Consider the following 23,782-nt stretch of genomic DNA (forward strand, 5'->3'; position numbering starts at 1 on the left):
GATGCTGTGACTGTCGTACGTCATCAATCGCCCCGTGCCGGGTATCTTCGGGGCCATCGAAACGCCCGACTCCCGGGTCGCCGACCATACACGACCTTCGGAAGTGGACGAAGTGGACACTACGTCACGGTCGGAATCGGACCCCGCAAAATCGAACGATCGAAAACGGGCTATTCTCGGGTGGACGATCGTCGTCGGCATTCGACGGGAGTCGCACGGATGATCCAACATTGCGAGGGGGGCGATTTCCTCGCCGGTCCCACCCGCTGGTGCGCGTCGTCGGGAACCCCATATCCGACAGCATGAAAATCTATACGATCGGCTACGAAGCCGCCACGCTGGCCGACTTTCTCGCAGCCTTGACGATGGCGGAAGTGGAGCGCGTGATCGACGTCCGCGCATTGCCGCTGTCGCGCCGGCCAGGCTTTTCCAAATCGTCACTCGCCGCTTCGTTGGCAGAGGCGGGGATCGGCTATGTCCATCTGAAGGCGCTGGGCACGCCCAAGCCCGGGCGCGACGCCGCGAAGAAGGGCGATGTCGCGACGTTGCGCGCGGTCTATGCCGGTCAGCTCGACCTGCCCGAGGCGCAGGCGCAGGCGGCGGTCATGATGGACCTCGCGGCCGAGATGCCCAGCGCGCTGCTATGCTACGAACGCGACCCGCGCCATTGCCACCGGACCCTGCTGCTGGCTGCGGTAGGCGAGGGGGCGGAGGTCGTCGATCTGTATGCGTGATCGGTCGGGCTCATTGCCTCCATACCGCCGCCTTTCCCAAACTACCGTCACCCCGGTCAAACTGATGGATCGAGCGAAGCACGTCGCTAACGACGCTATCGCCCGCCAACCGCATAATGGATCGGCTTGAACGTCCCGCCATTGGAGTCCGGCGCGGAGCAGGCGGTCAGGCCGATGATCAGGTCCATCGCCGCGCGAAACGCGATCCGGTCGCCCGCCTTGCTGATCGGCGGCAGGACGCGAAGCTTGCCGGTTGCGCCGTCTACGGCCACGTTCATGAAGCAATTGAACGCCGTCGGGATCCGGTCGGGCAGGACACCATATGGCGCGAGCGCCGCCGCCAGATTGCCGAAGCAGCCCCGATGCGGCGGAAGCGCCGGATAGAAATGATGGAACGTATCGTAGGAACACGGCGTCAGCAGGAAATCATGCCGGCCGACGTCATCGCGAATGATCTCGAGCATCGGCTGCGACCGGTTGGAATACACGACATGCCCCGTCGTGAGATAGATCGTCTCGGCATAGTCGAGCGTCCGGCCCGACGAAACGACCTCACCGATATCGTCCGCATTGAACGCCAGCAGGTCGGCCACCTGTTCGCCGCGCGGATCGATGACCTCGAGCGTCTCGCCGCGCGCCAGCCGGAACGCAGTGCCGCTTCGTTCCGGTATCTCGACCACCGTCACGGCGTCGCGCCGCCGCCATAGGAAAACGGGCAGCGCCAGACATCGTCGACCGCGCGACCGCTATATTGGCGCGCCTCGCTGACTTCGCCGTGCCGGTCCAGCATCGGATTGCGCGATCCGGCCACCGCCTCGTCGCGCACCATGATCTTCTCGCGCATCGTCTCGTACCGGCCCTGCGCCCGCAGCGTCGTGAACTGATCGTGCAGGTTGAAGACCATGGTCGGCTTCGCGAAGCGTCGCGCCGGGCGGCTGGCGCGGGCGTGGAGACCGACGACGAAGAACGCCTCGCCACCGAAGCTCAGCGAGAAATGCGGACTGTCCGGATCGGCGCTGACCCGCTCGTCATAATCCTGTCCGCGCCACACGTCCTTGTCCGACAGCGACTGGATACGCGCCCACAATGCCCGTTCGAAATCGCGTTCCTCCATCACGTCGGGTGCATCGAACACGATCGCCAGGCTGCGGAAAAGCGCGGGATCGGCGCGGTAGGCACCGGCGAACTGGAGCAGCTTGTCGTGAATCCGCAGGTCGTCCCAGGCGCTGTCGATCCGCCTGCACGACAGCAGTTCCAGCGTCCCGCGGGCGACCGCGGCCTTCGCCCCGACGCAGGGGAAATCCGCCGCCGCGATGTGATCGCGGAGCAGGTCTTCATGGACGTCCTGGTATTCGAGGTGCCAGGGAAACAGCGGCGAGTGATTGAAAGACATATCCTGGACGACGTTTGTCCGGCGTGTCCGTTCCTCGACCTACCGCAGGTTAGGACGTTCTCGAAAGGGACGGTCCGACGCGATCTACCCCGCGATCGGCAGTTTTACCGTTCCGTCATGCGCACGTTCCAGCGGGCCATAGGCGATGACCGTTTCCAGCAGCAGCGGGCCGTAGAGATGCGGGAACATCTCCCCGCCGCGGCTTTCCTCCCATCGCAGCGTGGTATCGAACGATTCCAGGTCGATCGCGGCGAGGTGCAGGTCGGTCTGTCCCGCGAAATGCCTGTCCACCGTCTCGGTCAGCTGCCCGGCGGTCGACAGATGGATATAGCCATCCGCCAGATCGACGGCCGCGCCGGCGAAGGTGCCGGTCGTCTCCAACGTCGCCATCTGATCCGCGGTCAGGACCTTGTACGCGGTTTGGGGCCGCGCGCTATTCTCCCCGGCACTCACTCGCCGTCTGCCGGCCCTTCGGCCAAATCGTCGCCGATGACGGCATCGGGGATCGGCGCGCCCGTCGCGGGTGCCTCATCGGTCAGTACCGCCTCCGCGTCGCCCTCGGTTTCCTCGATCCGCGCCGCGCTGACGACATGTTCGTCCTTCGCGACGTCGAACAGCCGGACACCCGCGGAATTGCGGCTGATGACTCGCAGCGAACCGAGCGAGGTGCGGATCAGCTTCGCCTGGTCGGTGACAAGCATCAACTGGTGGCCCTTCGATGCGGGGAAGCTGGCGACCACGGGGCCGTTGCGACCGATATTGTCGATATTCGTGATGCCCTGCCCGCCGCGATTAGTGCGCCGATAATCGTATGCGGAGGACAGCTTGCCGTAACCGTTGGCGCAGACGGTCAGGATGAACTGTTCGCGCGCCATCATGTCCTCGAATATCGCCGCGTCCATATCCGGGCTCCCCTCGCGTTCCGCCTTCCACGGCGCGAACCTCAGATAATCCTCGCGCTGTTCGGACGAGGCGTCGACCCGGTGGAGGACGGACAGCGAGATGACCGCGTCGTCGTCCCTCAACGCGATACCGCGGACGCCCGTCGAATTGCGGCTCTGGAATTCGCGGACGTCGTCGGCGGCGAAGCGGATCGCCTTGCCCGTACGGGTCGCCAGCAGCACGTCGTCGTCCGCGTCCAGCAGCGCGACGCCGATCAACCGGTCGTCATCGTCCTCGCCCTCGAACTTCATCGCGATCTTGCCGGCGGTCGGCACGTTGGTGAACGCATCCATCGAATTGCGGCGGACGGAACCCTTTGCGGTACCGAACATGACGTGGAGCTTGCCCCATTCCGCTTCGTCTTCGGGCAGCGGCAACACGGTCGAGATCGTCTCCCCCGCCGCCAGCGGCAACAGGTTCACCATCGGCCGGCCGCGCGTCGCCGGCCCGCCCTCGGGCAGGCGCCAGACCTTCATCCGATAGACCCGGCCGAGCGTCGAGAAGAACAGCACCGGGGTGTGCGTGCTCGTCACGAACAACGCGGTTACGACGTCTTCGTCCTTGGTCGCCATCCCCGACCGGCCCTTGCCGCCGCGTGCCTGTGCGCGAAAGGTGTCGAGGGGCGTGCGTTTGATATAGCCCTGGTGCGTGACGGTGACCACCATGTCCTCGCGCTCGATCAGGTCCTCGTCGTCGATGCCGTCGGCGGCATTGGCGATCTCGGACCTGCGCGGGGTCGCGAATTCGGCGCGGATCGCGACCAGTTCCTCGCGCAGCACCGCGTACAGCTTTGCCCGGTCCGCGAGGATCGCAAGCAATTCGGTGATCGCACCCGCCAACCCCTCAAGCTCGTTGCCGATCTCGTCGCGGCCGAGCGCGGTGAGGCGGTGGAGGCGCAGGTCGAGGATCGCACGGACCTGGATGTCGGACAGCCGGTACGTCGCGCCCGCGACCTCGGCATCCAGCGCCTCGACCAGGCGGATATAGGGCGCGATCTCCGCGATCGGCCATTCGCGCATCAGCAGCGCGGTGCGCGCGGCGGTGGCGTTGGCGGAGCCGCGGATGGTCTTCACGACCTCGTCGAGGTTGGTGACAGCGATGACGAGGCCGAGCAACACGTGCGCCCGGTCGCGCGCCTTGGCGAGTTCGAACTTCGACCGGCGGGTGATGACCTGTTCGCGGAACTGCACGAACGCCTGGATGATGTCGCGCAGGTTGAGCAGTTCGGGTCGGCCACCGCGGATCGCCAGCATGTTGGCGGGGAAGGAACCCTGCGCCGGGGTGTGCCGCCACAACTGGTTCAGCACCACCTCGGGCGTCGCATCGCGCTTCAGCTCGATGACGATGCGGACGCCCATCCGGCTCGATTCGTCGCGGATGTCGCTGACGCCCTCGACCTGCTTTTCCTTCACCGCCTCGGCGATCTTCTCGACGAGCGCGTTCTTGCCCTGCTGGTAGGGGATTTCGGTCAGCACGATCGACTGCCGGTCGCCGCGATTTTCCTCGATCACGTGGCGCGACCGGACGATGATCGAGCCACGCCCGGTGTGATAGGCGGACCGCGCGCCCGCCTTGCCGAGGATGATCGCACCCGTCGGGAAGTCGGGGGCGGGGACGATCGCGATCAGTTCCTCGGTCGTGATCGCGCCGTTGTCGATATACGCCAGGCACGCATCGACGACTTCGCCGAGGTTGTGCGGCGGGATGTTGGTCGCCATGCCGACGGCGATGCCGCCCGCGCCGTTGACGAGCAGGTTGGGGAAGCGCGCGGGGAGTACCGAGGGCTCGCGTTCCGAGCCGTCGTAATTGGGCACGAAATCGACGGTATCCTTGTCGAGATCGTCGAGCAGCGAATTCGTCACCCGCGCCAGCCGCGCCTCGGTGTAGCGCATCGCGGCCGGCTTGTCGGGATCCATCGATCCGAAATTGCCCTGGCCGTCGATCAGCGGCACGCGCATCGACCAGTCCTGCGCCATGCGGGCAAGGGCTTCGTAGATCGAGCTGTCGCCGTGCGGATGGTATTTACCCATCACGTCACCGACGATGCGTGCGGACTTGCGGTAGGGCTTGCCGGCGACGAAGCCGCTTTCATGCGCGCTGAACAGGATGCGGCGGTGGACGGGCTTCAGACCGTCACGGACATCGGGCAGCGCGCGCGCGACGATGACGCTCATCGCATAGTCGAGATAGCTCGACTTCATCTCTTCGACGATCGAGATCGTGGAGATGTCGCCAGATTCGGGCGGGGGTTCGGCGAGCAGCGTCTCGTCGGCCAATTTTCACGCTTTCGGGTTGTGTCGGTTCAGTGACAACCCTAGCCCAGGACACTTCGCCTGACCACCCCCGCGCAGGGCAGCGCGGGGGCAGGACGGACGTTACACTTACTTGCAGGCCTTCTTGTCGGCGTTGCCGGCGAGCGAACAATTATAGGTCACGGTCTTGCCGTTCGCGAGCTTCGCCTGGACCATCCGGCCGGTCGCGGTCGATTTTGCGGCCGGCCTGGTCGCGATCGCCGGCGTGGTCTTGGTGGTCGAGGTCGATACGGTCTTCGCCGTTACGGTCGCCCTGGGTGCCGTCGTGGTCTTGGACGCCGTCATGGTCGTCGGCGTCGCGGTGGTCTTCGGTGCGACTGTCGTCTTGGTCTTGGTCGTCGCCTTGGGCGTCGGTTTCGCGGCCTGGGCGTCGGCGATGGTCGCGGTGGACAGCATCGCGGCACCGGCCAGCAAGGCGGCGGACAGGAATTTGGTCATGGGAACGTTCCTCTCGTTGCACGCCCCCGGGGGCGTTGTGCGCAAGCTGCGACACAATCGCCCGGCGTGCAACATGCGAATAAAGCCAGATCGATTACGGCGCGATCTCGGACCCGTCCCAGGCGAACATCCGGCCGCTATCTGGCGGCTTCAACCCGTCAATCACATCGAGCAGCTGCACGGCCGCGCGGTCGGGCGCGAAGAGACGACCGGGGCCGACATTGCCCTGAAAGGGTTTCGACAAGGCGGTATCGACCGTGCCCGGGTGCAACGCAACGACAATCCCGCGGTCATTACGGCGCTTGTCGCCGATCGCGATCGTCCGGATCAATTGATTGAGCGCCGCTTTCGACGCGCGATAGGCGTGCCAGCCGCCAAGACTATTGTCCGCGATGCTGCCGATCCGCGCGGACAGCACCGCGAACACGGTTCGGCCGGTGCGCGGCATGATCGGCAGGACATGCTTCGCGATCACTGCGGGGCCTATTGCGTTGATCGCCATGTTCTGCGCCAGCCAGGCCGGGTCGAGCTCGGCCAGCGCCTTTTCAGGGCCGCGGTCGGCGTCGTGGAGCAGCCCGGTCGCGACGATGACCAGCGCCGGCGGCGGCCCCTTCGCCACCAGCGCGGCGGCGGCCGCGATGCTCGCCTCGTCGGTCACGTCCAGGTGTCGATCGCCTGCGAACGACCGCGCGAAGGCGTGGACGACATCGAACGCGGCCTCGTCGCGGATCGCCTCGACCAGTGCCGCACCGATCCCGCCCGAAGCACCGATGACCACCGCGCTCGCCATGCTCAGCGCCGCATGAACTGCCAGCGATCGTCTTCGCTGGCGTTGGCATCGAAGGTATAGCCGTCGGTGTCGAAATCCTTCATGCCGTCGATCCGGTCGATCCGGTGTTCGACCAGATAGCGTGCCATCATCCCCCGCGCTTTCTTGGCGTGGAAGCTGACGAAGCGCGGGCCGTCGGGGCCGGGCTCGCGGAAATCGACGTCGATCACGCGGACATCGCGGGGCAGCCGGCCGGCGACCGATGCCCAATATTCCTGGCTGGCAAGGTTCAGCACCGTGCCGGACCCCTCCTCTGCAACGTCGGCGGCCAGGCGATCGGCGATCCTGCCGCCCCACCAGTCGGTCAGCTTGGTTCGCCGCGGTGCCCAGTGCGTTCCCATCTCCAGCCGGTAAGGCCGCATCGCGTCGAGCGGGCGGAGCAGCCCGTAAAGTCCGGAGAGCATTCGGACATGATCCTGCGCATAGTCGATCGCGGGCGCGTCCAGCGTTCCGGCTTCCAGCCCGGTATAGACGTCGCCGGCAAAGGCGAAGAGGGCGGGGCGTTGGGGCGCGGCGGCGAAATCGCGGAACCGGTCCGCGTTCAGCTTCGCGAGCGCCGGCGATATCTTCATCAGCGCCGACAGTTTCTTCTGGCTGAGGTGGGATGCGGCCTTCGCCAGCGTCTCCGCCTCGGCAGCGAAGCGCGGGATCGTCGGCGTCAGCCCGGGCAGCGGCGTGTCATAGTCGAGCGTCTTGGCGGGGGAGAGCGTTGCGATCATGCGTCCGTCGCTAGCCGCGGAGCCTTCCGCGTTCAATCGGCGTTCAGCGGTGCATCGCTTGAACGTGCCCGACCCGCACGGTAGAGCGACGCGGTTATCAAGGCGCTGGCGCCGACAAGGAGAGTTCCCGGATGAAGACGTTCTCGAAGCTGGCGTTTGCGTTTGCGCTTACCGGTAGCGCGGGTGCGCTGGTCACCATGCCGGCGGTCGCCAAGGACAAGAAGGAAGAGGCGAAGCCCGGCCTGAAGCTGAGCCCCGACATCATCAAGGCCGCACAGGCCGCGCAAACCGCGCTCGCCGCCAAGGACGTCGCGACCGCCGCGCCGCTGGTCGCGCAGGTCGAAGCGGGTGCGAAGACGCCCGACGACACGTATCTGGCGGCAACCTTTCGATTGAACCTTGAGCAGCTCAAGCTGCAGGCGGGGTCCGCCGCGAACCCGAACGCACCGCAGGACAACACGCCGCTCATCGCGCCGCTCGACACGCTGATCGCAAGCTCGCAGCTTCCGCCCGCGGCGCGCGGCCAAGTACTATATCAGCGTGGCGCGATCGCTTATAGCGCGCGCCAATATGCGCAGGCGTCGCAGTTTCTCTCGCAGGCCAAGGCGGCCGGCTACGCGAGCGACAATCTGGACCTGCTGATCGTCAATTCGAAGATCAACGGCGGCGACACGGCGGGCGGCGTCGCCGATCTGAACGGCGTGATCGACAAGGCGACCGCCGCCGGCAACAAGGCGCCCGAGGACTATTACCGCCTGGCGCTATCGAAGACGATCGCGGCCAAGGATAATGCCGCCGCATTCTCCATCATGAGGAAATATCTCGCGGCTTACCCGACGTCGAAGAACTGGCGCGACATGATCGTGATCTACGGTTTGCAGAACGGCAGCATCGCGACGCTCGACAATGGGCAGAAACTCGACCTGTTCCGCCTGATGCGGTCGACCAAGTCGCTCGCCGATCAGGTCGATTACGGCGATTACGCGCAAAAGGCCTATGATCACGGTCTGCCGGCGGAAACGCTGACGGTGCTCAGCGAAGGGGCAGCGACGGGCAAGATGCCCCCGACGAACAGCGCGTCGAAACTGCTCCGTTCGACGGCGGCGGAGGCCTTGAAGAACCAGGGCTCGCTGGCGGGGCTGGCGGCGAAGGCGCAGACTTCGCCCAACGGCAAGCTCGCGCAGCAGACTGCGGATGCGTATCTCGGCGCGGACGACAATGCCAAGGCAGCGGACCTTTATCGCGCCGCGCTGCAGAAGGGCGGTGTCGATGCCGATATGGTGAACCTGCGGCTCGGGATCGCGCTCGCGCGGTCCGGCGACAAGGCGGGGGCGAAGACCGCACTTGCGTCGGTAAACGGGCCGGAAATGGGCGTGGCCCAGTTATGGACGGTCTATGTCGATGCGCCGCCGACGGCCTGACGCGCGACGTCGTCGCGGCCGGGAGCGGGGAGGGGCGTCGGAGACGGCACCCCGGTTCTACGTACCGCGCGGCATCATTCGAGCGTGACGGGGACGCCCGATACCGATTTGGCGGTTCGGATCGTGAGCGACGTCTTGACGCCCGCGACACTGGGCGCGGTGGTCAAATGCGTGGTCAGGATCTCCTGGAACCCGCGCAGGTCGCTCGCGACGATCTTCAGGATGAAATCGATCTCGCCGTTCAGCATGTGGCATTCGCGGACCTCGGGGATCGCGGCGACATGCGCCTCGAACGCGGCGAGGTCGGTTTCGGCCTGGCTGCGCAGGCTGACCATCGCGAACACCGTGATCGGAAATCCCATCCGCGCCGCGTCCAGATCGGCGTGGTAGCCGCGGATCACACCCGCCTCTTCCAGCGCGCGTACTCGGCGCAGGCACGGCGGCGCGGTCAGCCCGACGCGTTCGGCAAGGTCGACATTGGTCATCCGGCCATCGGCTTGCAGATGGCCAAGGATCTGCCGATCGATGCGATCGAACGCCATAGTGCGAATCTCTCTCCGAAACGGGGCACTTTGCCCGCCAGACCGGTCCCGAACGTAGGATAATTGCGGGTAAACGCAATTGTCCCACATTGCGACGTGCCCAATAAGCCTGTTCCGGATCGCTGCGGTTGCCGTTAATGAATCGTTACGACCGGCGTCCAGCCGCGTCGGTCCGGAAGGATCGTTCCCTTGCGTTTCGACGACAGCCTGAAGACGATCCTGTCGGCGGACGCGACCACCGGCTTCGGCGCGCAATCGGCCTGGCGGCAGCTGGTCGACCTGGCCGGTCGCCGCCGGATCGCCGATCTCGACGCAGCGATCGCCCGGCTCGGCATGTTGCGCGGATCGGTGCCGGTCGCGGTGCGCGCGGCGAGCGGGCGGGCGCTGGCCTTCGCCGATCCCCCCGCGCCGCTGGTCGGGTTCTTCGCCGAGGACGATCTGGCGATCGCCGCGCCCGTGCTTCGTACCGCGACGCTGGCGGCGGACGACTGGGTGGCGCTGTTGCCGCGGCTGAGCCCCGCCGGGCGATCGGTGCTCCGCCATCGCCGCGACCTGCCGGCCTCCGTCGTGCGCGCGCTGGAGAGTTTCGGTTCGACCGATTTCGTCATCCATCATCGACCCGGTGCGGATGCAAGCGCTGCACCTGCACCCGCATCGGTCGTAGCGCCGCCGGTCCCGGCAAACGATGCGGTCCCGGCAAACGATGCGGTGCCGGTGCGCCCCGATGCGCCGCTCAGCGAAACCCCGTTCGTGACGCTCGGTACGATCACGCGCGGTCTGCCGGTGGTGGCCGAGGCGCTTCGCCGCCACGAGGCCGGGCCGCCACCGACGCCGGGCCCGAACGGCTTCGTGATCTCGGACCTCGTCGCGCGGATCGATGCGTTCAACCGGACGCGGCCCGAGCCGGGGGAAGCCGCGCCCGTCGTCTCGACGCCGCCGGAGGGTTTCCGCTTCGAAACCGACGCCGCCGGGGTGATCCGGTGGGTGGAGGGCGTCGGTCGCGCTGCCCTCGTCGGGGTTGGCCTGGCGCGCGCATCGTCCTGCGGACCCGTCCGGATCGATGCGACCGCCGGCGGCGCGCTCCGCCGTCGCGCCGATTTCGACGATGCGCGACTGGAGGTCGACGGGCAAGGCGATGCCGCCGGATCGTGGCGGCTGTCGGGCACCGCGACGTTCGAACCCCGCACCGGTCGGTTCAGCGGTTTTCGCGGCGTGGGCCGCCGCCCGCGCCGCGATCAGAGCGCGACCCCGCCGGTTCCCGCGCCCGCCGGGGGCGCCGATTCGCTTCGGCAGCTCGTCCACGAACTGCGTACCCCGACCAACGCCATCGCCGGTTTCGCCGAACTGATCGGCAGCGAACTGCTCGGCCCGGTATCGCCCGCTTACCGCGAGCGCGCGCAGTCGATCCACGCACAGGCGACCGACCTGATCGGCGCGATCGAGGATCTGGACACCGCCGCGCGGATCGAGGGCGGTGCACTGGAATTGCGACCGACGACGATCGATCTCGCGCCGCTGGTCGCGCGTGTCCTCGCCGACCTGGCACCGCTGGCGGCGATCCGCGGGGTTGCGCTGGCGGTCGAGCCTGCGGCACAGCCGTTGCGGATCGTCGGCGACGACCGCGCGGTCGAGCGGCTGCTGTCCCGGCTCGCCGCCGCGCTCGTCGCCGCCGGCGGTAATGGTGAGCGGATCGGGGTGACGATGCTGGCCGATGCGCCCGTCGTCGCGATCCGGTTCGACCGGCCGCACGCGCTTCGCGTCGCCGACGATGCGACGCTGCTCAGCCTGGACGGCGACGGCGACGCAGTTGGCGCGCCGCTGCTCGGCACCGGTTTCGCGCTTCGCCTCGCCCGCAACCTGGCGGCGGAGCTTGGCGGTGGGCTGTCGATCGCGGCGGATGGCTTGACATTGCGGCTCCCGATGGCCGTAGATCAAAGCGTGGGGCAGGCATCGATCAACTGACGTGACGGGGGGCGGACCGCGATCTTACCGTGTGCCGCCACCGCTGCCCCCGCGGCAGATCGACTGGCCCGCCGCCTTCGGCACACGCTTCACGCTGTTCGTCGATGTCGAGGAGGAGTTCGACTGGTCCGCCCCGCCCGCGCGCGAGCACCGCGCCACGACCGCGATGGCGGCGTTCCCCGCCGCGCACCGGCGTTTCGCGGACCGGGGCGTCGCGCTGACCTGCATGATCGACCATCCGATCGCAACCGATCCGCGATCGGTCGACATCCTGACGCAGATCCTTCGCGATGGCCGTTCGACGATCGGGGTTCAGCTCCACGCCTGGGTCACGCCGCCGTTCGACGAACCGCTGACCAGCGTCAACAGCTATGCCGGCAATCTGCCGCCGGCGATGGAGGCGGCGAAGATCGATGCGATGACCCATGCGATCCAGATCGCATTCGGACGTACACCGCTTGCCTATCGCGCCGGCCGCTATGGGATCGGCCCGGCAACGCTCGGCCTGCTGGCGGCGCGGGGGTACCGCATCGATAGTTCGGTTCGGGCACGCTACGATTACGCCGGCGATGGCGGTCCGGACTTCGCCGCGATCGGCACCGCCGCCTACCGCGACGGGGCGATGATCGAACTGCCGCTGACGACCATTTTCACCGGCGCGGCGCGGCGCGGCGGCGCGCGGCTGTACCGCGCGCTCGGCGGCATCCCGCATGGTCGCGGGCTGTTCGCGCGTACCGGGCTGTTGTCCCGGATCGCACTGACGCCGGAGGACATGCCGATCGCCGATGCGCTGGAGGCGATCGAGATCGCGGTGGGGGAGGGCGTTCGGCTGCTCAATCTGTCCTTCCACTCGCCGTCGCTGGTGCCGGGGCATACCCCGTATGTCCGCGATGCCGCGGCGCTGCGGCGGTTCGACCATTGGTGGGATGCCGTCCTCGACCGGCTCGACCGGTTGCGGGTCGCCAACGCGTCGCTCGCCGAAATCCTGGCAGCGGCTGGCTGAGCGATCAGGGTACCCCGCCGACCTGACCGAAGGGAAGTAGCTGCGCCGCCGCGAGCTTGGTGGCGCGGCCATCGTGCGCGCGCAGCGGGGTCAGGATCGCGACCGCGGATCGCTGCATGATCCGGTCGAGCGGCGTCGGCGTCGCCTCGCGGCTGGCAAGTTCGGCCAGTTGCACCCCGCGCGGATCGGACGGGTCCAGTTCCAGCCGGAGCAGCGCGGACAATCCCGCGAACAACGCCCGGTTGCCCCCCAGCGCCACCGCGCGGTCGAGCGCCGCGAGCCCGACCGATTTCTGCGCGCCGAGCGCGGCGCGGCCAAGGAAGCGGCCAAGCTTGAAGACGACGCCGACATGCCATGCGCCGAGCGCGAGCTGCGCCTCGGCGTTTTGCGGTTCGCGCGCGATCAGCGTCTCGAACGCCGTGCGTGCGGCGATCGCCTGCGACCGGCTACCGGTCAGCTTCGCATCGTAACCGATCGCCGTCGCCCGCATCAGCGCCGCTTCGCTGTTTTGCGGGGTTCGCTGAAGGATCGCGATGGCACCCTGCGCCGCGCTTTCGACATGACGCTGCGCGCTCGCCAGATCGCGGTCGAAAAACGATGCCTGTGTCAGCAAATCACGCGGCGTTTCCGCCAGTGCCTGCGCGCAACCGCAGAACATGCCGATCGCGAGGATAGGCCGGAGACCGGATCGGATCATTCATCGACGATGCCGCAACGGGCCTGTCGGACGCAACCCCCGTCTTGCAGGTTACCAATTCTGCGCGCGATATTTTGAATGATATCAAAGGATAGGTGGTCGGGGAGACAGGATTCGAACCTGCGACATCCTGCTCCCAAAGCAGGCGCGCTACCGGACTGCGCCACTCCCCGGTGAAGCACGCAGTCGATTAGCGTAGCTAATCGTCAGACGCGCAAACCCGGACGGCGCGCCAAAGCGCGACCGACGGCGCGGCTTTGCCGCGACGGGGGCCTGATAGCAAGGGCGAAGTGCGGCGCAGTGCGCACAAATAGCGGCGCTTGTCGCGCGACGCACGAGCCCGGCCGGCGCGCGCCGGCGCATCCGGCGCGGCTTTGCCCGGGGTGCTCAGGGGAAGAAAAAAGGTCGAGCGCCGGGGCGAAGCCGCGTCGTCGGACGGAGTTTTTCGCGCCGCCGGCCGTTCGCGCCTTCAGCTCGTTCCGGCTTTGCTGGCACACGCGCCGGCACGAAGTGGTGGGCCCGGCAGGACTTGAACCCGCAACCTATCCGTTATGAGCGGACAGCTCTAACCAGTTGAGCTACAGGCCCACGTGCGCCCGTTCCTAGCCGAGCGAGCGTGCGCTGCAACGAAAAAGGGCACCTCCGTCTGGAGACGCCCTTTCCGGCAGCAGCGCTCGAGCGCGGACGCCCGAGCGGGTTTACTGCATGTTCTTCGTCGTCGCCTTGGCATCGTCGCGAACGTTGCTGGCCGCGGCGTTCATGTTGTCGGCGGCATTCGACATCACGGCAGCGGTCGTGACGTTCGACGTGTTGTCGGCAACCGCGTCCATGTTGTCGGCCTGCATTTCCATGTTGTCGGCCAGCATGTCTGCGTTGTTTTCGACTGCGGCGGCTTCGGGCGACTTGTGGCAGGCAGCCACGGTCATCAGGCCGGCGGCAGCGAGAACAAAGGCGATCTTCTTCATTCGTATGCTCCCAAGCATAAATTCGCGGCCGACCCGATTGCCGTCGCGAGGCGTTTTTCATAGCCGAGCTTCCGCACGCGTCAAACCCAATTCATCGTCCGGTAATGTTCGGGTCGCCTGCCGATACCGTTCAGGGACGTCCACCGCGCGGTGCGACCGAACCGATATCCTCCGGCGCGTTGGCGACGATCGCCAGCATCGCGGTCCAGGCGGCTACGTTCTGGCGCAGCTGTTCGGGATCGACCCGGTCCAGCGTATCCTCTGGCGTATGATGCCAGTCGAAATAGCGCAAACCCGACTGGTTGAGGTCGATCGCGGCCACCCCCGTCGCCAGCGTAGGTTCGACATCGGTGCCGTCCCCCGCGTTCTCATGCCCGCGCACGACGCCGATCGGGGCCAGCGCCGCGGCCAGCCGATCACCGACCGCCACCGCGCTTTCGGGCAGGTTGAGGTTCATCCGCCATACCCTGTCGGCCCCGAAATCGGACTCGCTGGCGGTCGCGTGGCGTTCGCCGGCATGCGCCTTGGCATAGGCCACGCCGCCGAAGCCGCCCGTCTCCTCGTCGCCGAACCAGACCACGCGGATCGTCCGGCGCTGCCGGCCGGGTGCATCCATCACCAGTTTGGCCGCCGCGGTCGTGATCGCGATGCCGGTGCCGTCGTCGATCGCGCCCGTACCAAGGTCCCAGCTGTCGAGATGACCGCCGATCAGCACGATCCCCGCCTTCGGATCGCTACCCGGTACTTCGGCGACGACGTTGCCGGACGTGCGGGGTCCGACGACGGTCGGAGTCAGGATCAGGCGCAGTGTGACGGGCTTGCCGAGGAGCAGCATCCGTTCGAGATTTTCCGCATCGGCGACCGACAGCGCAGCGGCGGGGATCGGTGCGACGCCTGCGGGGAAGTTCGTGACACCCGCATGCGGCCCGCGGCCGTGATCGGTACCGATCGACCGGATGACGATCGCCGCCGCACCCTTCTTCGCGGCGATGGCGGGGCCGACGAAACGCGCCGCACCCTGGCTGCCATAGCTCGAACCGTCCTGCGTCGGGGCCATCTGGTTCGACACGAAAGCGATCCGACCGCCCAGGCTGCCGTCGGGCACCGCCATCAGATCGGACAGCGTGTGGAAATAGGCGACCGGCAGCGCCAGGCCCGCCGCGGGCGTCGCGCCCGAATTGCCGAGCGCGGCCAGGCGCAGCTTCTGCGGGTAGGGGGCGATCACCTCCGCGCTCCCCTCTCCGCGCAACCAGACCGTGTCGAGCTGATAGGGTTCGACATGCACGTTCCGGAACCCCAGCGCCTTCAGCTTCGCGACCGCCCAGGTCCGTGCGCGCTCCTCCGCTTCGGTGCCGTCCAGCCGCGGACCGACTTCGGTCGTCAGTCCCTCGACGATCTTGAAGGCGGTGTCGTCGCCCATCGCCTTGTCGCGCAGCGCGGCGACCTTCGGATCGACGGGGATGGCGGTGGGTGCGGCGCGTTGCGCGACAGCGGGTGTGACGACCACCGCGATCATCAGCAAGGCGAGGTTGAGGCGCTTCATCGGTCACTCCCGTCGGATGGATGTCACCCCTTGGTAAGGGCCAAAGGCCCGATCCGGCAAGCGGTCCGAGCGGTGCCGCGTCAGGGTGGCGTTCGTAACGGCGGGACGCTAGAGGGAACCGCAATCTCCAGCCCAGTTCTCAGGAGCGCGAGCCCGCCATGGCCGTCCAGTATACCTATGTCATGAAGGGTCTGTCCAAGACCTTCCCGGGCGCGAACAAGCCCGTTCTCAACAACATCCATCTGCAATTCATTCCTGGCGCGAAAATCGCCATCATCGGTCCCAACGGGTCGGGCAAATCGACGCTGATGAAGATCATGGCGGGCATGGACCCCGATTTCGTCGGCGAGGCGTGGGCCGCCGAGGGAATCAAGGTCGGGTATCTGGCGCAGGAACCGCAGCTCGATGCGTCGAAGGACGTGATGGGCAACGTCAAGGACGGGGTTCGGCCGGTCGCAGACCTGGTGGACCGGTTCAACGCGATCTCGGCCGAGATGGGCGATCCCAAGGACGACACCGATTTCGACGCGCTGATGGAGGAAATGGGCGATCTTCAGGCGAAGATCGACGCGGTCGACGGCTGGGCGCTCGACAGTCAGCTCGAACAGGCGATGGAAGCACTGCGCTGCCCACCCGGCGATTCGGCGGTGACCAATTTGTCGGGTGGCGAGAAACGCCGCGTGGCGCTGTGCAAGCTGTTGTTGGAAAAGCCCGACATCCTGCTGCTCGACGAACCGACCAACCATCTCGACGCCGAAAGCGTCGCGTGGCTGGAAAATTACCTGAAGGAGTATGTCGGCAACGTCATCCTCGTGACTCACGATCGCTACTTTCTGGATAATGTCGTCAACTGGGTCCTCGAACTCGATCGCGGGCGCTATTATACGTACGAGAGCAATTACTCCGGCTATCTGGAGAAGAAGGCCAAGCGCCTCGAGCAGGAAGAGCGCGAGGAGCAGGGCAAGCAGAAGGCGATCGCCGACGAACTCGCCTGGATGCGCCAGACCCCCAAAGCCCGCCAGACCAAGAGCAAGGCGCGCATCCGGGCGTTCGACGAACTGATGGAGAAGCAGGAGAACCGCGTCGCCGGCAAGGCTGCGATCCTGATCCAGCTTCCCGCACGGCTCGGCGGCAAGGTGATCGAGGCGAAGGGCCTGACCAAGGCGTATGGCGACAAGCTGCTGTTCGACAATCTTGACTTCACGCTGCCGCCGGGCGGCATCGTCGGTGTGATCGGCCCCAATGGTGCGGGCAAATCGACGCTGTTCAAGCTCATCACCGGCCAGGAAACGCCCGACACCGGCACGATCGAGGTCGGATCGACCGTAAAGCTCGGCTATGTCGACCAGAGCCGAGACGATCTCGATCCGAACAAGAATGTCTGGCAGGAAATTTCGGACGAACTGGAGATCTTCCGCTTCGGCAAGCAGGAAATGGGGACGCGCGCCTATGTCGGCGCGTTCAATTTCCGTGGACCCGACCAGCAGAAGAAGGTCGGCCAGCTATCGGGGGGCGAGCGCAACCGCGTCCATATGGCCAAGATGCTGAAGGAGGGCGGGAACGTCCTGCTGCTTGACGAACCGACCAACGATCTCGACGTCGAAACGCTGCGCGCGCTGGAGGAGGCACTGGAGACGTTCGCGGGCTGCGCGGTCGTCATCAGCCATGACCGTTTCTTCCTGGATCGCCTGTGCACGCACATCCTGGCGTTCGAGGGCGACAGCCATGTCGAATGGTTCGAGGGGAATTACGAAAGCTACGAGGAGGACAAGCGCCGCCGGATGGGCGACGCGGCGGACCGCCCGACCCGGCTGGCGTACAAGAAGCTGACGCGGTGACTCGTGCCGCCCCGGGTTTCGGCGGCACCTTGTCGCAGTGGCTGGAGGCCGAGGGCATCGTCCCCGCGGAAGCGCATGATCCGGGCGATGTCGTACGGGTGCGGGCGCTGCTGGTCGGGGCGGCGCGGGAGGGGCGGGCGCTCAGCTATTCGGAATTGCTCGGCAAGCTTGGCCATCGCTTCACCCGGCCGCGGATGCGCGCGGTTTGCCGGACGCTCGACGCGATCGACCGCGAGGGTGGTGCGGCGGACGAGCCGGCGCTTGCGGTGCTGGTGGTGCGCGAAGGGGACCGGCTGCCGGGGCAGGGCTGGTGGATCGGGCGCGATGCGGTGGCGTGGACCGGCCCGGTCGCGCGGGGTTATGTCGACGGGTTGCAGCAGGTGGCATTCGACTATTGGGCGGGCACGGCGAGCGACTGACCCGTCAGAGGTTAGAGGTCTCGATCGATAATCCGGTAATCGTCGCGCTTGCGATCTTGGTGCCGAATTCGATATTGGCTTGCCGGGCGTATTTGTCGCCGTTTGTCGACCACATCTGATGGATGACCCGCGCATTGACGTCGGCGACCCAGTATTCGGGGATGCCTGCGGTCGCGTATAGGCGTTGCTTCGCACTCAGATCGTCGTTGAGCGTCGTGTCCGACACCTCGATGACCAAGGCGACCGAGGCGAGCGGGACAGCCTTGGCGCCACGCGGCTCGTTCGTCAGCATGATGTCCGGATCGGGCATCGCGTTGGTCGCCAGATCGAGGCTGAACTCGACGACCGGACGCAGCGGCGACCCGAGCGCCCGCGACGCGATCAGCAATTCGTCGTAAAGCTCGAGCTTCACCATCCCATGTGGCCGAAATTGCGGGCTCATGACGATGACTTCCCCATCGATCAGTTCGGTGCGCCGACCACCGAACGCACCTGCCTCCGCCAGCCGCAGATAATCGTCGACGGTCAGCTTGTATTTGCCGGGAGCTAGCTGTTCCTGGATGGTCATTACTGCAAGTTAATCCCCGCAGCCGGTCACCGCAACCGCTTCACGAAAACCCGCCCGCCGTCGCGGCGTTCGGTCTGGAAGTTCGGGACCGTTTCGATCAGGTCGCTCAGCCGGTTGAATCCATAGTTCCGCGCGTCGAAGCTCGACCGGTTGCCCGCCAGCTGTCCCATCTCGGTCAGGCTGACATAGCCGCGTTCGTCGCGCTTTACCGCGTTATACGCGTCGATCAGGAGCTTCAGCAGGTCGGGACCGATCTCTTTCACCTGCTTGGCGCGAACCGCGGCTTTGATCGGCGCGACGGTCCGCTCGCCGCCGATCGACGGGGGCAGGGGCAGCGGCGCTGGTTCTTCCGCTTCGTCGAGCGCGCCGACGTCGATGAAGCGGGTGCAGGCCTGGCGGAAGCCCTCCGGCGTGCGGCTGGTGCCGAACCCGTAGACGGGAACGCCGTCCTGACGGATCCGCATCGCCAGCGGCATGAAGTCGCTGTCCGACGACATGATGCCGAACCCGTCGATGCGGCCGCGGAACAGCAGGTCCATCGCGTCGATCGTCATCTTCATGTCGGTCGCGTTCTTGCCCTTGGTCAGGTCGAATTGCTGCTGCGGTTCGATGCCGTGCTTGATCGACATTTCCTGCCAGGGCTTCAGACCCGGCTTCGTCCAATTGCCGTAGACGCGGCGAACATTGACCGTGCCGAGTTCGGCCAGGACCGTGAGCACGGGGTCGAGCGTGGCGGCGGATGCGTTGTCTGCATCGATCAGAAGCGCGACGTTGCGGGCGGAAATGTCGGTCATCGGTCGGCTCCGGGATAATCGATCGCGACGATCTCGTAATCGCGCGTGCCCGCCGGTAGCACGACGCGGCGGACATCGCCCAGTCCCGCGCCGCGCAGCGCCCGTGCGATCGGCGCGTGCCAGCCGATGCGGCCGGCACCCGCATTGGTTTCGTCGTCGCCGACCAACGTCAGGAGGCGAACATTGTCATCATCGTCCACGACACGCACGGTTGCGCCGAACCAGACGCGGGTACGGTCCGGCTGCAGCGCGGGGTCTATCACTTTTGCCGCTTTCATCCGTTTCGACAGCCAGCCGAGCCGCCGGTCGATCTCGCGGAGCCGCTTGCGACCGTAGATATAGTCGCCATTCTCCGAGCGGTCGCCATTGCCTGCGGCCCAGGCGATCGTCTCGACCAGAGCGGGCCGTTCTGTCGCGAACAGCAACTCGTATTCGGCACGCAACGCAGCATGGCCCGCCGGTGTGATGTAATTCGGACGGTCGTCGATCAGCCCGGCCGCCCCTTGCCCAGATACCAGGACAGCGGCGCGGCGGAGGCTTTGCTCTTGGCGCGCGGCGCATTCATCAGGTCGTAGACGACGGCATTTTCCAGCACGCGCTCGACATAATTGCGCGTCTCGCCGAACGGGATCGCCTCGATCCAGTCGACCATCTCGACCTGCCCCGTCCGCGGATCGCCGTTCGCCGCCAGCCAGCGGTTCACATTGCCGCCGCCGGCATTATAGGCAGCGATCGCAAGCGGATAGCTGCCGTACAGCATGTAGATCCGCTGGAAATAACTCGCGCCGATCTGGATCGAAAGATTCGGATCGGCGGTCAGCGCATCGGTGGAATAAGGCAGGCCGAGCTTGCCCGATTGCTCGCGCGCGGTGCCGGGCATCAGCTGCATCAGCCCGCGCGCGCCGGCATGGCTGACCGCCATCCGGTCGAACTGGCTTTCCTGTCGCGCGATCGCATGGACCATCGTCCAGCTGTCCTCATAGCCCGCAGGTACGTTGACGGTCGGGAAGCCCGAGGCGGAATAATTTCCCAGACCGTTCGCCGCCGCGCTGCGCCCGACCATCACGCCGAGATCGGGGCGGTGGATCTCCAGCGCCAATTGGGTCGCGAGCAGATGATCGGTGGCCGTCTTCGCATCCAGCGCGATCTGCTTCACGAACGGCGTCTGGTCCTGCCAGTCGCCGATCCCGCCCAGGAAGCGCGTCACACGCACAACCTCGCGCCCGTCGAACGTCGCGCGGTCCGCCGGTGCTATGGCGACGAGGCCGACGGGCGGCGGCGGCACGAGACGGCGGCCGAGCCGTTCGGTCGCCAGCTGGCCGTAGAATTGATCCCGGTAGGTCGCCGCGCGTTCGAGGAATTGCGTGGCCTCGGCAGGTCGCCCTGCAGCCTCCGCGGCGCGTGCCGCCCAGTAGAAGCCCTTGGCGCGCGTCTGCGGCGATTGCGATCCGCGGCCATAGCGATCGAACATCGTGAACGCATCCGCGGGACGCCCGAGCTTCTTCAGCGCGGCCTGCCCCGCCAGCCAGACGAGATCGGTATAGGCATCGCGCTCCGCATAGGATTTCAGCGAGACGTCGGTACCAGCGGGATAGGCATCGTCGACCTGCCGCGCGATGTCGTACGCCAGCTGATACTGGCCGTCGGCGTTCGCCCCCTGGGCATTGGTCAGCAGCACCTGATACCATTTCGCCGGATCGCCCGGCGGGGTCGCGAAGCTGTGCTGCCGGGCCAGCCAGCTGCGCGCGGCCGGCCCGGCATTGTTGTTGCGCAGCCAGATCGCGCGATCGGCGACATAGCCCGGATCGGTGCGATAAAGGTCCTGCGTGCTCGCCGCGAATTCGGCCGCCTCGGGGGCGTCGGCGCGGAACTTGAGGCGGGTGCCGAGGATGCCGATCCGGTCAGGACTGACGAACGCGAGTTGCCGCGCCGCGGCACCGGTCTGCCCGGACCAGAGCAGCGCGTCCATCCGCGCGTCCTGATCGGCGGGGGTGAAGGCGGTGCCGAAGCTCACCTGCAGATACGCCTCGTCCGTCGGCGAAAGGGCACCGCGTCGCCACGCGGTCCGCGCGGCCACCACCGCCTCGGCATGTGCGCCGGTCGCGTCGAGCGCGCGGGCGAACGCGGCGCCCCCCGCGCTCGTCTGCGGCGGGAAGCGGCGGAAATAGGCGACGACGCTGCCCGGCGATCCCGTGCCCGCCTGCTTTTCCGCGGCGCGGCGTGTGGACGCCTCGCCGGGCCAGCCGGGGTGCGCAGTCAGGAAACCGGCATAGCTGTCGAACGACAGCGCGTCGGTCTGTTGCAACGCGCGCCATTGCGCGATCGTCGCGGCGATACCCGCGTCGGTCGGCGTCGCGGCGGTGGGCGCGACCGGCGCACCCTGATTGGCCATCTGCGTGCGATACCGGTCGAGCTGGTCCTGATCGACGCCGTTCGACGCCGACACGCTCGCCATCGCGGCCAGCAGGATACCCGTTTTGCCGCCAGGTCTGGTCAGTGCCGCTATCATGTGGACAGGATACCGGGCGAACCCTTATCTGTCCTGAACAAAGTGCGACGGCGCGCGCATGCAGTGGCAGAATAATGCGATGTTTTCCGGATCGATCCCCGCGCTCGTCACGCCGTTCGCCGCTGACGGGTCCTTCGATGAGCCGGCCTATCGTGATCTCGTGGAGTGGCAGATCGTGGAAGGGTCGTCCGGACTGGTGCCCTGCGGGACGACCGGCGAGGCGGCGACCCTGACATCCGCAGAGCAGTTCCAGGTCGTGCGCACCTGTGTCGATCAGGCGAACGGGCGGGTGCCGGTGATCGCCGGCGCGGGATCGAACGACACCCGGATCGCCGCGGTAAACCTGCGTGCCGCCAAGGAGGCGGGCGCGGATGCCGCGCTGATGGTGCCGCCTTATTACAACCGGCCGTCGCAGGAGGGCATCTTCCGCCACTTCGAGGCGCTTGGCCGGGACGCCCCGCTGCCGATCATGCTGTACAATGTGCCGTCGCGGACTGTGACGGATATCCAGCCGCAGACGCTGGCGCGGATCGTTGGGGCGTTCCCTGCGATCTTCGTGGCGGTGAAGGATGCGAGCGGGGTGTTGCAACGCGTATCGCAGACCCGCGCGCTGGTCGGGGATGCATTCTGCCAATTATCGGGAAACGACGATCTCTCGCTTGGCTTCAACGCGGTGGGCGGGACGGGGTGCATCTCGGTTACCGCGAACGTCGCGCCGCGGTTGTGTGCGGATTTTCAGGCGGCCTGCGCGAGCGGCGATTTTGCGCGCGCGCGGGCGCTGCACGACCGGCTGTTCCCGCTCCACGAGGCGATGTTCGGCGATGCGTCGCCGGGGCCGGTGAAATACGCGATGACGAAGGTGCGGCAGGGATTTCCGGACGGTATCCGGTTGCCGATGACCTGGCCGGACGAAGCGGCGCGGGTGGCGGTGGATGCGGCGTTAGCCGACGCGGGGTTAGTGTGAGCCATGCCTGCATGGTTCTGGTGGGGATCGGCAATAGCGGCAGCGGGACTGGCGGTCGGTGGCTTGGGCTTGCGGGAATTGAACCGCCAATTCGTCGCGCCTACCCCACCGCTGCCGCCATTGCTGATTGGTGCAACGGCACGAGGCGGCAGGTTCTACGGCTGCGAGGCGACCGAACGCATCCAGTCCTATCCTCAATCGCCCGAAATCGCGGATCGTCTGAAATCACTCGCGCCGATCGGTTCGTCGTCGATCGAACTGCAAGCGGCACTGCGTGCCCAGGGATTTTCCGGCGGAATCCCATGCACGAATGCGCCACATATTCTTCATACGGATTTTCGACAGGAACGGGGCGGCGGTCTCACCTATGCGGCCGCTGCCACGATCTGGTGGGCGGTCGATGACGACGGGCGGATCGTCTGGACAAATGGCCAGATTTTCTATTCCGGGCTGTAATCACGTCCTCCGTCATGCCGGGCTCGTCCCGGCATCCATCGTGCCGCGCGTCCCTCACGCTTCCGATCTCGAGGCACGATGGACCCGGGGTCAAACCCGGGGTGACGAAGTATCGCTACCAATGAACGCCATTAGTTATGGACGAAGTTCAGTGTCGCAAACGAACTGACGGGTACGTTATCGCGGCGAGCCGGATCGAACGTCAATCGGTGTGCGCCTCGGATAAGTTCGCGTTCCAGACTGTGCTGTGTCGGATGCCGCAAAACCCAGACCGAGAGTACACCCCCGAGATTATCGATCAACACGCACAGCCTGGCTCCGGCATATCCTGGCTTGTCTGCGATATCGGAAGGCCCGGTGAGGGTCGGTCCACGGTTGTTCGCCGGATCGGTACCGCAACCGGGCGACACGGAGTCACTCAAGACCCACCGATCGTTCGCAAGATCGGTTTGGGGAGGCGCCAACTCGAATGCCGCCAACGGTCTTGGCGGTTGCAGATCGATCAACTGTCGGAGACCCCAGAAGTCGGTAATACCACCTCCACCCAAGGCGAGGATGAAAATCGCGATCATGGCCATATGAAGCAACACGCTGCCGGTCATGGCAGCGGTGCCGGTATAAAGCCTTGGGGCCGCATAGCGTGACATAGCTTTCCGTAACATCTTCGTTGCTCAATTGCCATTATCGCAGGACGCAGCGTCGGAACCGAGCCTTCCCCTCCCGCCCCCGATCCC

24 protein-coding genes and 2 tRNA genes are annotated in these 23,782 nt (G+C 66.4%); 8 read left to right on the forward strand and 18 right to left on the reverse strand.

Annotated elements, in window-relative coordinates; genetic code table 11:
* Positions 1–302 precede the first annotated feature (302 nt).
* Complete coding sequence (locus ACFE7D_RS08360; protein WP_375394971.1) at positions 303–734, forward strand: DUF488 family protein; 432 nt, start codon at positions 303–305, stop codon at positions 732–734.
* Positions 735–829: 95 nt separating this feature from the next.
* Here ACFE7D_RS08360 and ACFE7D_RS08365 read toward each other — a convergent pair whose 3' ends face one another.
* From ACFE7D_RS08365 to yaaA, 7 genes are all read right to left on the reverse strand, one after another.
* Entirely contained in the window at positions 830–1,420 is a 591-nt protein-coding gene (locus ACFE7D_RS08365; RefSeq protein ID WP_375394972.1) for a DUF1989 domain-containing protein, read from the reverse strand.
* Entirely contained in the window at positions 1,417–2,127 is a 711-nt protein-coding gene (gene gntA / locus ACFE7D_RS08370; protein WP_375394973.1) for a guanitoxin biosynthesis heme-dependent pre-guanitoxin N-hydroxylase GntA, read from the reverse strand. Before gntA ends, ACFE7D_RS08365 begins: the two co-directional genes overlap by 4 nt.
* A gap of 84 nt (positions 2,128–2,211) precedes the next feature.
* On the reverse strand, positions 2,212–2,580 hold the full coding sequence (locus ACFE7D_RS08375; RefSeq protein WP_375394974.1) for a DUF952 domain-containing protein: 369 nt from the start codon (positions 2,578–2,580) through the stop codon (positions 2,212–2,214).
* Positions 2,577–5,345: a DNA gyrase subunit A gene (gyrA, locus tag ACFE7D_RS08380; RefSeq protein ID WP_375394975.1), complete on the reverse strand. Its 2,769-nt coding sequence runs from the start codon at positions 5,343–5,345 to the stop codon at positions 2,577–2,579. The genes ACFE7D_RS08375 and gyrA overlap by 4 nt, the downstream gene beginning before the upstream one ends.
* A gap of 105 nt (positions 5,346–5,450) precedes the next feature.
* On the reverse strand, positions 5,451–5,819 hold the full coding sequence (locus tag ACFE7D_RS08385; protein WP_375394976.1) for a hypothetical protein: 369 nt from the start codon (positions 5,817–5,819) through the stop codon (positions 5,451–5,453).
* Positions 5,820–5,913: 94 nt separating this feature from the next.
* Positions 5,914–6,609, reverse strand: coding sequence for an SDR family oxidoreductase (locus tag ACFE7D_RS08390; RefSeq protein WP_375394977.1), 696 nt, complete (start codon positions 6,607–6,609; stop codon positions 5,914–5,916).
* A 2-nt stretch (positions 6,610–6,611) separates the two neighbouring features.
* Positions 6,612–7,367, reverse strand: coding sequence for a peroxide stress protein YaaA (yaaA, locus tag ACFE7D_RS08395; RefSeq protein ID WP_375394978.1), 756 nt, complete (start codon positions 7,365–7,367; stop codon positions 6,612–6,614).
* 131 nt (positions 7,368–7,498) lie between these two features.
* Between yaaA and ACFE7D_RS08400 the strand changes: the two genes are divergently transcribed.
* Positions 7,499–8,788, forward strand: a complete 1,290-nt coding sequence (locus tag ACFE7D_RS08400) for a hypothetical protein (protein WP_375394979.1) — start codon at positions 7,499–7,501, stop codon at positions 8,786–8,788.
* Between the two features lie 74 nt (positions 8,789–8,862).
* Here ACFE7D_RS08400 and ACFE7D_RS08405 read toward each other — a convergent pair whose 3' ends face one another.
* Positions 8,863–9,330 (reverse strand): Lrp/AsnC family transcriptional regulator, encoded by a 468-nt coding sequence (locus ACFE7D_RS08405; protein WP_375394980.1) that lies wholly within the window; start codon positions 9,328–9,330, stop codon positions 8,863–8,865.
* A 189-nt stretch (positions 9,331–9,519) separates the two neighbouring features.
* On the opposite strand from ACFE7D_RS08405, the gene ACFE7D_RS08410 reads away from it, so the two are divergent.
* The gene (locus ACFE7D_RS08410) at positions 9,520–11,292 is read left to right on the forward strand and encodes a sensor histidine kinase (RefSeq protein ID WP_375394981.1); all 1,773 of its coding nucleotides are present in this window, start codon (positions 9,520–9,522) and stop codon (positions 11,290–11,292) included.
* Between the two features lie 31 nt (positions 11,293–11,323).
* The gene (locus tag ACFE7D_RS08415; RefSeq protein ID WP_375394982.1) at positions 11,324–12,295 is read left to right on the forward strand and encodes a polysaccharide deacetylase family protein; all 972 of its coding nucleotides are present in this window, start codon (positions 11,324–11,326) and stop codon (positions 12,293–12,295) included.
* A gap of 4 nt (positions 12,296–12,299) precedes the next feature.
* Here the strand turns inward: ACFE7D_RS08415 and ACFE7D_RS08420 are convergent, their stop codons facing one another.
* The 5 genes from ACFE7D_RS08420 to ACFE7D_RS08440 all read right to left on the reverse strand — a co-directional run bounded on the left by ACFE7D_RS08420 (position 12,300) and on the right by ACFE7D_RS08440 (position 15,500).
* Positions 12,300–12,992 (reverse strand): hypothetical protein, encoded by a 693-nt coding sequence (locus tag ACFE7D_RS08420; RefSeq protein WP_375394983.1) that lies wholly within the window; start codon positions 12,990–12,992, stop codon positions 12,300–12,302.
* A gap of 96 nt (positions 12,993–13,088) precedes the next feature.
* Positions 13,089–13,165: transfer RNA gene (locus ACFE7D_RS08425), tRNA-Pro, on the reverse strand.
* Between the two features lie 338 nt (positions 13,166–13,503).
* Positions 13,504–13,580: transfer RNA gene (locus ACFE7D_RS08430), tRNA-Ile, on the reverse strand.
* Positions 13,581–13,690: 110 nt separating this feature from the next.
* The gene (locus ACFE7D_RS08435) at positions 13,691–13,957 is read right to left on the reverse strand and encodes a hypothetical protein (RefSeq protein WP_174284684.1); all 267 of its coding nucleotides are present in this window, start codon (positions 13,955–13,957) and stop codon (positions 13,691–13,693) included.
* A 130-nt stretch (positions 13,958–14,087) separates the two neighbouring features.
* Complete coding sequence (locus ACFE7D_RS08440) at positions 14,088–15,500, reverse strand: M20/M25/M40 family metallo-hydrolase (protein ID WP_375394984.1); 1,413 nt, start codon at positions 15,498–15,500, stop codon at positions 14,088–14,090.
* 158 nt (positions 15,501–15,658) lie between these two features.
* Here ACFE7D_RS08440 and ettA point away from each other — a divergent pair, with 158 nt between their 5' ends.
* Complete coding sequence (ettA, locus tag ACFE7D_RS08445) at positions 15,659–17,338, forward strand: energy-dependent translational throttle protein EttA (protein ID WP_375394985.1); 1,680 nt, start codon at positions 15,659–15,661, stop codon at positions 17,336–17,338.
* On the forward strand, positions 17,335–17,757 hold the full coding sequence (locus ACFE7D_RS08450; protein ID WP_375394986.1) for a ribose-phosphate pyrophosphokinase: 423 nt from the start codon (positions 17,335–17,337) through the stop codon (positions 17,755–17,757). Before ettA ends, ACFE7D_RS08450 begins: the two co-directional genes overlap by 4 nt.
* Before the next feature lie 4 nt (positions 17,758–17,761).
* On the opposite strand, the gene ACFE7D_RS08455 is transcribed toward ACFE7D_RS08450, so the two are convergent.
* Genes ACFE7D_RS08455 through ACFE7D_RS08470 form a run of 4 tightly spaced genes read right to left on the reverse strand, consistent with a single transcriptional unit; the run spans position 17,762 to position 21,628 of the window.
* Positions 17,762–18,325 carry a Uma2 family endonuclease gene (locus ACFE7D_RS08455; RefSeq protein WP_375394987.1) on the reverse strand — a complete coding sequence of 188 codons (564 nt, stop codon included), beginning with the start codon at positions 18,323–18,325 and terminating at the stop codon, positions 17,762–17,764.
* Between the two features lie 26 nt (positions 18,326–18,351).
* A complete protein-coding gene (locus ACFE7D_RS08460) occupies positions 18,352–19,119 on the reverse strand; it encodes an NYN domain-containing protein (RefSeq protein WP_375394988.1) in 768 nt (255 codons plus the stop codon).
* Positions 19,116–19,607 (reverse strand): GreA/GreB family elongation factor, encoded by a 492-nt coding sequence (locus ACFE7D_RS08465; RefSeq protein ID WP_375394992.1) that lies wholly within the window; start codon positions 19,605–19,607, stop codon positions 19,116–19,118. The genes ACFE7D_RS08460 and ACFE7D_RS08465 overlap by 4 nt, the downstream gene beginning before the upstream one ends.
* On the reverse strand, positions 19,607–21,628 hold the full coding sequence (locus tag ACFE7D_RS08470; protein WP_375394989.1) for a lytic transglycosylase domain-containing protein: 2,022 nt from the start codon (positions 21,626–21,628) through the stop codon (positions 19,607–19,609). The genes ACFE7D_RS08465 and ACFE7D_RS08470 overlap by 1 nt, the downstream gene beginning before the upstream one ends.
* A 79-nt stretch (positions 21,629–21,707) precedes the next feature.
* Between ACFE7D_RS08470 and dapA the strand changes: the two genes are divergently transcribed.
* Positions 21,708–22,592, forward strand: coding sequence for a 4-hydroxy-tetrahydrodipicolinate synthase (gene dapA / locus ACFE7D_RS08475; protein ID WP_375394993.1), 885 nt, complete (start codon positions 21,708–21,710; stop codon positions 22,590–22,592).
* 3 nt (positions 22,593–22,595) lie between these two features.
* The gene (locus tag ACFE7D_RS08480; RefSeq protein ID WP_375394990.1) at positions 22,596–23,048 is read left to right on the forward strand and encodes a hypothetical protein; all 453 of its coding nucleotides are present in this window, start codon (positions 22,596–22,598) and stop codon (positions 23,046–23,048) included.
* A 131-nt stretch (positions 23,049–23,179) separates the two neighbouring features.
* Here the strand turns inward: ACFE7D_RS08480 and ACFE7D_RS08485 are convergent, their stop codons facing one another.
* Positions 23,180–23,695, reverse strand: coding sequence for an energy transducer TonB (locus ACFE7D_RS08485; RefSeq protein ID WP_375394991.1), 516 nt, complete (start codon positions 23,693–23,695; stop codon positions 23,180–23,182).
* Positions 23,696–23,782 lie beyond the last annotated feature (87 nt).

Origin of the sequence: uncultured Sphingomonas sp. (genome assembly GCF_964244235.1) — a bacterium.
GTDB lineage: Bacteria > Pseudomonadota > Alphaproteobacteria > Sphingomonadales > Sphingomonadaceae > Sphingomonas.